Source organism: Enterococcus sp. AZ015 (assembly GCF_050499225.1).
GTDB classification, from domain to species: Bacteria; Bacillota; Bacilli; order Lactobacillales; family Enterococcaceae; genus Enterococcus_D; species Enterococcus_D entomosocium.
Genome location: NZ_JBMHEX010000001.1, coordinates 1532441 through 1545035, shown reverse-complemented (window position 1 = coordinate 1545035; position 12595 = coordinate 1532441). Strand labels below are relative to the sequence as shown.

Annotated in this window: 10 protein-coding genes; 2 read left to right on the top strand and 8 right to left on the bottom strand. The window is 42.6% G+C overall.

What is annotated here, in order from left to right:
• Positions 1-5: 5 nt before the first annotated feature.
• Positions 6-1061 (bottom strand): inorganic phosphate transporter, encoded by a 1056-nt coding sequence (locus IGK85_RS07190; protein WP_005236263.1) that lies wholly within the window; start codon positions 1059-1061, stop codon positions 6-8.
• Positions 1062-1297: 236 nt separating this feature from the next.
• Here IGK85_RS07190 and rpsT point away from each other — a divergent pair, with 236 nt between their 5' ends.
• Positions 1298-1552, top strand: a complete 255-nt coding sequence (gene rpsT / locus IGK85_RS07185; RefSeq protein ID WP_005230162.1) for a 30S ribosomal protein S20 — start codon at positions 1298-1300, stop codon at positions 1550-1552.
• Between the two features lie 52 nt (positions 1553-1604).
• On the opposite strand, the gene holA is transcribed toward rpsT, so the two are convergent.
• The 6 genes from holA to IGK85_RS07155 all read right to left on the bottom strand — a co-directional run bounded on the left by holA (position 1605) and on the right by IGK85_RS07155 (position 10094).
• A complete protein-coding gene (gene holA, locus IGK85_RS07180) occupies positions 1605-2624 on the bottom strand; it encodes a DNA polymerase III subunit delta (protein WP_035007161.1) in 1020 nt (339 codons plus the stop codon).
• Positions 2625-2655: 31 nt separating this feature from the next.
• Positions 2656-4899: a DNA internalization-related competence protein ComEC/Rec2 gene (locus IGK85_RS07175; protein ID WP_429972207.1), complete on the bottom strand. Its 2244-nt coding sequence runs from the start codon at positions 4897-4899 to the stop codon at positions 2656-2658.
• A complete protein-coding gene (locus IGK85_RS07170; RefSeq protein WP_005236270.1) occupies positions 4871-5368 on the bottom strand; it encodes a ComE operon protein 2 in 498 nt (165 codons plus the stop codon). Before IGK85_RS07170 ends, IGK85_RS07175 begins: the two co-directional genes overlap by 29 nt.
• Positions 5369-5461: 93 nt before the next feature.
• Complete coding sequence (locus IGK85_RS07165) at positions 5462-6103, bottom strand: helix-hairpin-helix domain-containing protein (RefSeq protein WP_008381358.1); 642 nt, start codon at positions 6101-6103, stop codon at positions 5462-5464.
• A gap of 87 nt (positions 6104-6190) precedes the next feature.
• Entirely contained in the window at positions 6191-8785 is a 2595-nt protein-coding gene (locus tag IGK85_RS07160) for a family 78 glycoside hydrolase catalytic domain (protein ID WP_008381359.1), read from the bottom strand.
• A gap of 19 nt (positions 8786-8804) precedes the next feature.
• Positions 8805-10094, bottom strand: a complete 1290-nt coding sequence (locus tag IGK85_RS07155) for a PTS sugar transporter subunit IIC (RefSeq protein ID WP_008381360.1) — start codon at positions 10092-10094, stop codon at positions 8805-8807.
• A gap of 167 nt (positions 10095-10261) precedes the next feature.
• Here IGK85_RS07155 and IGK85_RS07150 point away from each other — a divergent pair, with 167 nt between their 5' ends.
• Complete coding sequence (locus IGK85_RS07150; protein WP_008381361.1) at positions 10262-11287, top strand: AraC family transcriptional regulator; 1026 nt, start codon at positions 10262-10264, stop codon at positions 11285-11287.
• Positions 11288-11405: 118 nt separating this feature from the next.
• Here the strand turns inward: IGK85_RS07150 and IGK85_RS07145 are convergent, their stop codons facing one another.
• Entirely contained in the window at positions 11406-12446 is a 1041-nt protein-coding gene (locus IGK85_RS07145; protein WP_008381363.1) for a CAP domain-containing protein, read from the bottom strand.
• Between the last annotated feature and the right edge of the window lie 149 nt (positions 12447-12595).

Below are 12595 nucleotides of genomic sequence, written 5' to 3'. Positions count from 1 at the left end.
TCTCCTCACAAAATTAGCAATAAAAATTTGACCATTAGAAACGCAATCAATCCACAGCCAGGAAAGGTTAAAATCCAAGCATAGATCATTTCTTTTACAATGCGCCAATCAACGCTAGAAAAACGCCGAGACGCTCCAACGCCCATGATAGCGGTCGTTTTCGTGTGCGTTGTTGAAACTGGGATACCAAATACGGAAGACAAGAACAAACAGATTGCTGCAGTAACATCTGCAGAAAAGCCTTGGTATTTTTCCAGTTTTACCATATCCATCCCCACTGATTTAATGATCTTCATCCCACCGACCGATGTACCGATCCCCATGGTCAAGGAACAAAGAACCATCACCCACAGTGGGATGGCAAAGCCATTGCCGGTCTTTTCAGCAAGATTGTTGTAAAAAAGGCCTAACATGAACACACCCATGAATTTTTGTCCATCTTGGGCACCATGCAAGAAGGCATTGGCACCAGCCGCGATGGCTTGACCAACCGTAAAAATTTTGTTGGCTTTTCGCCGTTGGGTATCGCGAAAGAGCCATACGATCAGTTTCGTGATCAAAAATCCACCAATAAACCCCATTAACGTAGACACAACGAGACCGATTAAGACTTTCATCCATTCTTCACCGTTGACTGCATGTAAACCACCCAGAGCCATGGCAGCCCCTGTCAATCCCGCAATCAATGCGTGAGATTCACTGGTTGGGATCCCAAAATACCAAGCTGCGACCGTCCAAACAACAATTGAAAACAAGGCAGCGGCTAATGCGATCTGTGAGACCCGAAAACTCCCGCCTGAGTCAAAAGTCACAATATTACTGATGGTTTCTGCAACTTGCGCATTAAAATACGTCATCACCAGCACACCTAAGAAATTCATGACGACTGCCATGCCAATGGCGATATTCGGGCGTAAGACTCTCGTGGAGACAGCGGTTGCAATAGCATTCGGCGCATCCGTCCACCCGTTGACGAAAATCACCCCTAATGACAAGACAATCGTTAGAAACAAAGCGATATTCACATAGATTCCCCCATTTAAAAATTCCGAAGTAATCATAGCATAGAAAGCTCTTTCTGTGTAAACTTTTTATAACTATTCAGTAAAAAATGTGTAAAGAAGCATTTTTCAAAACCATAAAGCAAAAAATAGCACGGCCAAAAAACAAATTTTTGTGTTAAGTAAAATTTCTTTACAACTTTTATTGCAATCACTCTTGGCATTAGGTATAATGACTAGTGTTGATTTATACGTTTTCTAAACGTAATTGAACTTTTTTTTCGGAGGTGAAATACATGCCAAACATTGAATCTGCAATCAAACGTGTTCGCACAAGCGAAGCGGCTAATGCTAAGAATTCATCTCAAGTAAGCACAATGCGTACAGCAATCAAAAAATTTGATCAAGCTGTTGAAGCTGGTGCTGATAACGTAGATGCGTTATATAAAGATGCTGTTAAAGCAATCGATATGGCTGAGACTAAAGGATTGATCCACAAGAACAAAGCTAGTCGCGACAAATCTCGTTTAAGTAAAAAAATTGCAAAATAAGCAAATTAAGAAAGGCGCAGCAATCATCGATTGCTGCGCCTTTCTTTTTGACTTACTGTTTGCCATGTTTTAAAACAAATAGCTGGAACAAATACTCTTTGTCCATCTGACCACTTTTCACTAAGTAATCATTTTCGATCAATTCACTATATAGTGCCGCTAATTGCTTTTCTCCAAACCCCCGAGCTTGCTGCATCGCTAACTTCACTCGGTACGGATGAATCCCCAACGTTTCTGCGATATTGGCTTGCTGGTAGCCAATTTTCATCAAAATCGCCGCCTGTAACAGCAGACGGACTTGGCTGATCAAGATAGCATTGATCTTGATCGTCTCTTCCCCTTGCAATAATAGATCGTCATACAAGCGCAACGCATTTGATACGTTCCCCTTTAAGACATCGCTGGTTAATTCAAAGACATTGTGTTCCAACGTCTTAGGGATCAACTGCAAGACGATCTCTTTCGTAATTTTATTGCCATTTCCTGCATACAGCCGTAGTTTCTGTAACTCCTGCATCGCTTTTGATAGTTGCAGATCCGTTAACCGTAAAAACAAATCAAACGCCTCTCGGCTCATCTCGATGCCATCATTGGCCAACGACTGTTGGAGATACTGACGCACGTCGGCTTCTTTCATAGGTGCGACATCAATCACAACTGCGGCTTTCTTCAATTGCTTAGTAATTTTTTTCCGTTCATCTAATTTATCGACATCTGCAAAAATCACAATTACCGATGATTCCAATGGGTCTTTGATGTAATTCAAAAAATCATCTAGGTCATGCTCAGGTGCATTGCTCTTTTTTTCAGCCGTTAAGAAAAATGGCCGCTCAACAAACAGTAATCGCTGATCGCCAAAAAAAGGCAACGATTGAGCTTCTTGGATCACCATATCAAGGGGATCTTTCTCCATGTCAAAGGAAGCAAAATTCAGATCATCTTTCCCAACGGAAAAACGCTCCAAAAAGGCCGTGCGAACTTGCTCTTGTAAAAACATTTCACTGCCGATGACTAGATAAATCGATTGCAACTCCTTGGTTCGAATTGCTTGCAACGCTTTTTGTAATTCCATCGTTCCCCCCGCTTTCATTCTTATCCTACCATTAGTCAATCGGATAGTCTAGCAGCGTGTTTATCAAAAATGATTGTTGTTTTTCAGACCAAATAAATTGGATCATGCCTTGCTGATCGGTTCGCAAAACGGTCTGATTTACCAACGTTTCAAGCACCTCTTCATGAGGATGCCCGTACCGATTGTTCCGTCCACTTGAAACGATCCCGAATTGGGGATCGATTGCCGCAACAAACTCAGGTGCCGTCGAGGTTCGACTGCCATGATGCCCTAGTTTCAATACATCAACTTTAAGATTCGGATAATCATGAATCAACTTTTTTTCCCCTGCTTGTTCGAGATCGCCAGTAAATAAAAATGTTTTATCCCCTACCTTGGTTTTAATCACCAGCGAATCTTCGTTTTGTCCTGCACCTGATTCTGGTGCCAATACTTGCAACTGAAGGAAATCACCCACTACTTGGCCAACCGTCGTCCAAACAACGCTTGTCTGCTTAGGCAGTTCGTTTAAAAGCTTGGCGATGCGGTGATCTTGTTCACTTCCTGGTACGAGATATAACGTTTCAACGGGGATCGCCTTCATCAATGCTAGCGCATCTCCCATATGGTCCGTGTCGCCATGAGTTAGAAACAAACCGGTGATCTTCCTGACTCCCTCCCCTTTCAAAAAAGGAATCAATGTAGATTCCCCAGCAGCTTGTCGTTTGCGCTCTTGCCAGTTTTCTTTCGGAAAAGACAGAGAACCTCCAGTATCGATCACATAAACTTCGCGATTTTTTTCTGCCTGCAAAACGATACTATCGCCTTGACCAACATCGACATAACTAATGGTGGATAAAACGCGATTCTGCTGAAAGACGATTGGTACAACAAGCGAAAAACAGATCACCAGCAGCCACCTTTTCTTTTGGTAAAAGAGCATGCTGAACAAACAACAACTGCCAGCCAATCCTGCAGGAACGGCACCCACCGTTATCGATACGCCTCCTACAGCGCCCACGACAACTTCCATAAGCAGCAAAAGCCCTTCAAAAAGTGCAATCAGCCCACTGATGGTTGGAAAAAGAGTCCCAGTAACGAACATTAAGAAACAGGCTGGCAGCAAAACCATTTGAAAAAATGGTAAAAAGACAAACGTCAAAAAGCCCCCAAATAATGGGAATTCATAAAAGAGCGAGGCAATGACAGGCGCAGCCAGCACCGTGAGGAACTGACTACGCCAAAACCACGTCAATTTGATCGGTTGCTGCATTACTATCAGGAAGGTCATCAAAAGACTTAGTTGCCCCGATGTTTGAAGCAATACTTTGGGATCAACGAATAAAAGAGTCGTTAAGACGATCCCATAATGATCACTTGCCGATAGCCGTTGTTGATAAAGAGTTGTTACTTGAGTAACCGATAATGCCAAGACAGCACGCCAGACACTAGTGCCGCCGCCACAAAGACCAATTATGGCTAAGAAAAAGACCCCCATTGGCAACAGCATCTCTTTTTGCGTAAACCCCAATCGGCAGAAGCATCCGCGAAACCATTTGAAAAATAAGACGACATGCATTCCTGAGATCGTAAAGAAATGCAATAAGCCACTAGCATGATACATTTGACGTACTTCTTGAAAGCTATGGTCTTTAAAACCAAAGAGCAATGCATTGATATAGGCAGCTGAGCGTTCAGGAAAGATTCGTTGAACAGAAGAAATAACATCTGCTCGAACTTTTGCAAGTGAAAAGCCTGCATCTGCTTCTTCCATACCTACCATTTGCTCGATATGGACTGTGCCAATAATTGATCGACTAGCCAGATAGGCAGAATAGTCAAATCCATGGCGGTTTCGTGGTTTTTCAGGAAGAGAAAAAAATCCTTTCACCAGCAGCTTTCTCCCCCAATCGGATCGATCCTGCCATTGCTGTTTTTCAGTCTCTGAAGAAATTGTATAACGGCCAATCACTTTACCTGCAGAGGATTTTGCTTCAAATGTAAGTAGATCGCCATTGATTTTGATCGTGTCTGGCAGCACATTGACTACCCCTTGATACTCACCTTCTTGTATGTTCCCAGTCCGAGAAAGAGAAACGCGGACACTTAACAGCAACAGTCCGACAAAACAAATCATGCACAAAAATGCTTGTCGTTTTAAGACAAGCATCCCGAAATAATAAAGTGCAATGAGTCCCAGTAAGATGGACTGCCGATAGTAAGCAGTCACCGAACAAGCAAAAATAATACTAAGAAATAAAAATGAATCAGTTCTTTTTTGTTGGTTGTGCATCATTCAGCACACCAAACGAAAGTTTTTCAAAATACACCGGATCGAGTTCAACTTGGTGGACGGAAGCACCTACTTGTTGAATCAGTTCCATTGCATACTGATTGTTGCGATAGTCATTCAAATAATGGATCTTTTTGACCCCTGCTTGCAAAATTGCTTTCGTACAGGGAAGACAGGGAAAATGCGTCACATAGATTTCCGCATTGTCTGTTGACACCCCTAATTTTGCACATTGCAATAAGGCATTCATTTCTGCATGAATCGTCCGAATACAATGGTCATCGACAACATAACAGCCATCGTCAATGCAGTGTACATCGCCACTGACGGACCCGTTGTAGCCTCCAGCGATGATTCGGCGATCTTTGACTAATGTAGCGCCGACTTCAAGTCGGGAACACGTACTGCGTAAAGACAGTAATACAGCTTGTGCCATAAAATACTGGTCCCATGGAATTCTCGTATTGCTCATTCGTTTGCTCCTTTGTCATTGATTAGTTCTATTCTAATCGAATTTCTTGAATTTTCAACCGTCATTTCTTAGTATTTCTTACATTTATTTGGTTCAGTCCGCCACTGTAATCATCTCTTTCAAGGACTCAAAGGTCTTCTCTCCGATGCCTGTGATCTTTTTTAGGTCATCAATCTGTTTAAAAAAGCCATATTCTTCTCGGTAAGCGATGATTGCTTCTGCTTTTTTGGCACCCACACCTGGCAGTTCTTGCAGTTGCTGCGCATTGGCTTGATTCAGATTGATTTGTGTCACTGCTGTTTGGCTGCCACCTACTCCTGAAGCATTCATCTCCATAAACGCTTGATCCTCTTTATGAGGGACGATCACCATCTGTTGATCTTGCAGCACTTGTGCTAAGTTTATGGCTGTTTCTAACGCCTCTTCTGTCAGACCACCTGCTTGTTCGATCAATTCATACATCCGCGCACCTGATTTCAAGCGATAAATTCCCGGTTGGTGCACTTCCCCTTTGACATCTATAACGATCTCATACTCTTCATCGTGAAGACTATCTTCTTGAAGGGCTCCACCTTCCCCCATTTCAGACGATTGACCTGCTGCATCTGCCATTGAATGCCAGTTTGTTTCTTTTTTTTGCGAGAACGGTACAAACCAGATGATCAGCAACACCATCAAAACAGCACCACCAACTGCAAATCGCCAATAGTCTTTGAACAGCTTCCATCGATCCATTTTCACCACCTCATAGATGAAATACGCAAAAGATAGTAAACGACAGAAAAAAAGTCAACACTTTCCACGTGTCGACTTTTTCACTAGCTAAGTAGTAATCGTATATAGGCAGGAAACTTTTTTTCGCCCCCCCTCATCTTCTATTTTCTCACTGACTATTCTAAAACCTTTCATCTGACTGATTTTATAGCCACATGTTCGTGGCAACTCCACCGTTAAGCGAACGGTACGATCAGTCTTTTCCCAGCTTAAAGCTACTAATCCAAACGTACTTTGTAAGGAGCCTTTGACATGGGCTATAGGTACATCGAAGGCTGGTTGTATCAGTATCCCAGCGCTTGTCATCTGAATGCCTAATAAATGACGGACAAACCAATACCCATAAGAAGCAAACATGGCATGATTCAACGAACCCTCGTAAGTGGCTGAATGTTGCGGCGTTGGAAAATGTTCCATCAAAGTGCCGTTTCCGCTTGCCAGCATTGCTGCATAACTAGGCGCAGATTTCCTCGTTAACCAATCAAAAATAATATCATTATAGCCAGCTTCAGCCAGCAACTGATAACTCCATGCCATCCCGAAGATGCCGAAAGAGAAAATACCCTCTTGCTGCTTGATCCGTTGTACTAGTTTTGGCAATATTCGTTTTTTCTCACTGAGTCCTGTCTTCATTGCAAAGACCATACTAGACAAGGTGCCCGCACCGTATTGCTCATTTCCTTTAGAAAACTTCTGTTTGATTTGCAGTGTCGCGTACTGGATCGCTGCTGTCACTCGCTGACAATAGTCCTCGTTACCAATGATCCTCAAGTCGATCAATTCTTGGTAACGCTGTAGTAGAAGCAGATACATGCAGACAGAGCAAAAGGACTGATCTGGCGAAGTAATAACCCCGTTTTGCTGAGTTTCATCAATTGCTCCCCAATCGCCGAGACAGCACTGGGCGATATAATCAAAATCAAAAGCGAGTAAATAGTTGAGATGCCTTTCCAACTGTGGACGCAGCTTGGCAACCGCTGCTTGTTTCCCATAGGTCTTCACCAAGGCCAAAGCAAGCTCTGGAACTACCAATTGCCACCCTAACGCACCACCACCATTTGATGGACCATTTGTCATGATTCCTACAAATGGCGCAGTTGCAGTCATTGCACCATCCGATCGTTGGTCGTTGGCAAAATCCCACAACACTTTTTCCAACAACGGCTCAATCGCCAGATCTGCCATCTGCGTTGGTAGTAACGCAACGATGTCCCCACCATAACCAAAGCGCTCACGAGTGCAGTCCTCAAAATACGAGTGGATGTTGTTCAACCGCGTAGCTTGTCCAACCGCCCATAACTGATCCAAGAAAGGATCGGAGGTTTCAAGTGTCACCAACGATTTCACATCCGTATGCAAGCGATAGGCTTTGATTGCTCCTACAATCGCTTGAAGGTTGTCAGCAGGTTTCGTCTCGATCAACGCATAGCGAAAGGAATGATACGTGTAACGGTTTTCAAAAACGAACGTCTTCGCTGCCGTTTTCTCAATGATGTCTCGTTGAACGATAGGATCATCTGGCTGCTTCCCTTCATAGGGATCGTAGATGCCATAAGTTCCACTGATCGTAGACGTATAATCAGGGCTGCCTTGCTCGTCTAATGTTTCTGCATAGCTGATTCTGATCTGACCAATGAAATCTTCCTCAAGAGTACAAGTAAATTGACCGCTGATGATTTGACCGAAGTCAATGAGCAGTCCCGCTGCAGTTTCGGTCATTTTTTGGGGAACGATCGATTGTGTGCGCTTGATTTTTGGAATAAAGCTTGGCTTAAAACGTCCCGCGGGTCCAGCAATTTGTACCGTTTTTCCTTCTGGACGAGGATCAGGTACATCGGTAACGATTTCTCCTATATAAAGATTGTTTTGCAAATAAGGCCCAAAACTACTTTGCCACTGATTGTCTGAGTAAATGTAGCGATTCTCTCCTCCATCATTTAACTGAAGCTCCCCCCAGAAACAGGGTTTGCCGATCGCTAGTTGTTTGCGGATGTTATACCGACCTAAAATCTCAATCGGAGCAGGGTTGTACCAGCCATTCGCAAGTTCAACTTCGATCCGATTGTCTCCCTCCTGTAAAAAATCAGTTAACTCATAAGTATCATAGTAGACGACTCGATCATAGTTCGTTACATCACTGTTTAAATAAACATCTGATACCGTTTTTCCATTAACAGACAAGCGATAAAAACCAAGCCCGCAGCAATCAATCACTGCATAGGAAGGACACTTTTCCAGTGTGAAAGAGCGAGACAAGCAGCTATTTTTCTCTTCTGAAAAGTAAAAACGTTCTTTTTTAATAGGATCATCTAAGCGAGTGATCCACTTGCCCATAGTTTCTTTAGGTTTCTCACGCTTTGCTATCGTGAAAAACACACTACTGTAACTGGTGACATCGTTTCCTGCTCCGGCTGTCAATTTGACTTGATATTTTTTTCTCTGCGGATGCTGTGGCAAGTGGACCGCCATTTTATTCTCAGAAGCGGCTATGTTGGAAACGTCATACACTGCTTGCTGCTGTTCATTGAAAATTTGCAATCGGTAGCCTTGGTGATTGGTCATCGACCATTCAATAAGGATCGGATCATTTAAATCCACTGTTAATGGCTTTGTCATTCCGTTGATGGTTATCGTTTCTTTCATAAGCTGCTCCTTTCGTGGGTTATTGTGCTTCTTCAACACAGATCTGCTTATCAGCAACTTTGATAAATGGCAACCAAATCAACGTTGCGATCACGATCAAGACGATTTGTAACAATGCGCCCATGATACTACCAGTGACAAAATAGCCGCTAATGATCGGCGGAGTCGTCCACGGAATTTGCGCAAGCCCAGTTGGGATCGGGACTAGCCCGAAATAAAAAGCAAAGTAAGCGACGATCGTTGTGACGGCATTTGCAAAAACAAAAGGAATGATAAAACTGAAATTCAACATCAACGGTATCCCGAACAACGCTGGTTCACCGATATTGAAAATATAAGGAACACTAGCAATTTTTCCAACCTCTTTGTACTGTTTACTTTTTGCTACGATCAAAATAGCAATGATCGCACCAACGACGCCAATCGAAGCAAAATGATTCCGAAAACTCATACTGATAATATTCGTTGGAATCTCTCCCGCCACTGATGCCACACGATTTTGGTCTTCAAGGACTTGATGGATTGGGTCCATCACTGCTTGAATGATCGAGGTTCCATGAAGGCCAAAAAACCATAGGAATTGCTCGAAAATTTTCACAACGACCATTCCAACTAGGGAGCCACCTAACATAGTTAATGGAATCCCAAGGGTCCCATTGATCAACGTCATGGCATCACTGTTAAATAAGGCTTCGATGATGAGTCGGATGACCCAAATCGTCGTGATGACAAGAAAAGATGGAATCACCGATTCGAATGGACCAGAAACAGCTGGTGGTACCGCTGCTGGCATTTTGATTTTGATTCCTTTACCCTCAATTTTTTTATAAAGAACTGTACTAAAAATACCGACAATAATCGCTAAAAACATCGATTGCGCGCTAACGCGGGTGATATCTAAAAAATTCCCTGCTTCCATTGCATCCAACGGTGTTAATAGTAAAAAGGAAACAAAAGCAGTTAAGACACATTGCAAAACGTTTGTTTCAAGTTTTTCTGCGAGTGATTTTGCGAGGGAAATGACAACTAGCAAACCACCGATTGCGAGTGTGGCATTGTTGACATAGAGCAATTTCTCTTGCCAGACACTAGCATCTTCTGTTCGCAACACCATAGTAATAAAATCGGTCACTTGTTGGATCGGAAAAAAAGCAATAATTAAAAAGATCGACGCAATAAAGGTGAATGGCATGTAAGCTAACATTGCATCCCTAACTGAAGTAATATAAATATTCCCATTAACTTTACTTGCAAATGGACCAAGGGTACTTTGGATCTTATCCCCTAATGATGGTTTGTCGTGGTTCATGGTGATTCCCCATTTCTTTCGAATTTGCTGGTACTATTGACTATTATTATCATCCGGATTATGATAATTGATAACGCTATCATACAAGTATTATATACTATCTCTACCTGTCTTCAATGACGATACTCTACTATTTCATTGACTATTTTTTACCTAAGGAGAAAGCGATGGATAAACAGAACATTCTGCAGCAGTTACAACAATTGACGACTACCGAAGAAATAGCCCTTAAAAAGACGCAATCCCTTCCATACAATTATGAGGATTTCAAGAAAGTCTACACTGAGAAAAATGAGCCAATTTACCAATATACATTCGAAAAACACCTTTCTCGTCTCATACGAAAACGGCCGCAAGATAGCGGATTTCTTAAGACAAGCCAGCTTTTGATTTTAAAACATGCACGCTTTTCTCCTACGCCGCTACATCAGCATGATTTTATCGAAATGAATTATGTTTTTTCTGGAACAGTCACGATCATGATCAATGAGAAAAAAGTGATCCTAAAGGCAGGTGACTTTTGCTTACTAGATACAGGGGTGATCCACCAAATTATCGAAACAAATCAAGACGACATTGTTATTAACTTTTTGATCAGCAAAGAGTACTTTTCCACCCAGATGCTCAGTCGGTTGGCATCCAATAGCATGATCGCCGATTTTGCCATCAATGCGTTATCTGAAAGCCAAAAGCACAATCAATACCTAGTGTTTGAAACGAGTAACAACGACTATTTGATTGATGCGATTTTTGGGGTCTTGGCCCAGTTCTTTAATCCCTCCTTCGGTTCTCATGAGGTCATCCATTCCTATATGATCATTATTTTTTCCGAACTCGTTCGTAACTTCCAGGAAAAACAACGGATCGAGTCGCAAAAAAGTGACCAACTGTACCTCGGAGAAGTGTTGGACTATCTGGAGAAACATTTCGCTACTTGCACACTAGCCTCGGTTGCGGAGGCATTTGGATACAACCCGAGCTATTTGAGTCGCCGTATCAGTCAGCAGCTTGGTCGATCCTTTGTGACGATCCTTCAAGAATTAAAACTCAATCAAGCCAGTTTATTGTTGAGAAGCTCTTCTCTGCCTGTGGAACAAATCGCACACCAAGTCGGCTATAAAAATGTCTCATTCTTCTATAAGCTGTTTCAAAAGAAGTATCAGTGCTCTCCTCATGCCTACCGTCAAAACTAAACAATACTGCTGCACACCATTTTATCGACAAAAAAACACTGCTCACTTGATGCTGCTAACGCAGCAATCTCAAATGAGCAGTGTTTTTTAACTAATCAGTTTCAAGCAATTCAGGAATTCACGACGCCGATCCTCGGTGATACAACGTTGTATAATATGGCTGTTCGCTGGTATCGATCGCAATACCGATCCCGAGAAATTGATACTCATCGTTTAGAATCGTTGCCCGATGTCCCTCTGAATTCATTAAACCTTGATGGGCGTAAATACTGCTGGCTTGGCCAAATGCCAAATTCTCCCCTGCAGCAGTGAAGCTGATCCCGTCTTCTTGCATCCGATCAAATGGAGTCGATCCATCTAACCCAATATGGTCAAAGTATCGATGTTCTGCCATATCTTGGCTATGCTTGACGGCAGTCTCACTGGTTGCTTCACTGAATCCAAGGGGCGACAAACCAAATTTCACTCGGGTGGCATTCGTTAATTCAAATAACTGTGTTCGTAAGCCGCTTAAAATGGCAGCTTGATTTTGGCGAAAATCATTCGCATGGCGTGTTTCTAGCGAGCGATTGATGATTTGAATCGCAGTCACTGTATCTTCGGCATGAACATCATAGAAAAAAGTAATCAATTGGTCGTCTTGTAAGAACAGATCATAGTCGGCATCAGAATCGATGCGATACCGTCTTGATCCTCGTTGTAGACTTTCTTGGCGCGTACCCATCTGATTACGAACGCTTGCTTTTGAAGACCCGATACCTAGCGTGTCATCGATAAGAATCGTGTCTTGATTCGTATAGATCCCTTGCGCAATATCATGTTCATCGTACATCACCATCATGAAGTTACGAAAATCATCGTGATAGGAAGTCCAGTTCAGTCCATACCTATTCGCTGATTCATTGATCGCTTCTCCAAAGGTTTCTTCGATCACTTGTCGTGATTCATTATATAAATATGTCTGGGCAGGTGTTTCTGCCGATGGCCTGGCTGAAGTGTCTTGTGAAGGAGAAAATTGGGACGAGAGAGATTGAGTGATCTCGTTGAGTCGAGCATCCCGAAATGCCAAGCGCCCGTCTTGCCATGTAATCATCTGGCTCACAAAATAAAGAAGTCCGATGAGAAAAATGCTTTTGATTAAGAATTTTATTTTTTTCATATGACACCTCCGTCAATGAATCATTATGTGTTAGCTGTAGCGCGATCGTTTATCCACTCATTCATCCCTAGATTGGATCGCTGATAAACCGTCCTGCCTTTTCTAAAGACTATCATTCCTGTGGAAAATTGACCAGCTGCAGCATGAAA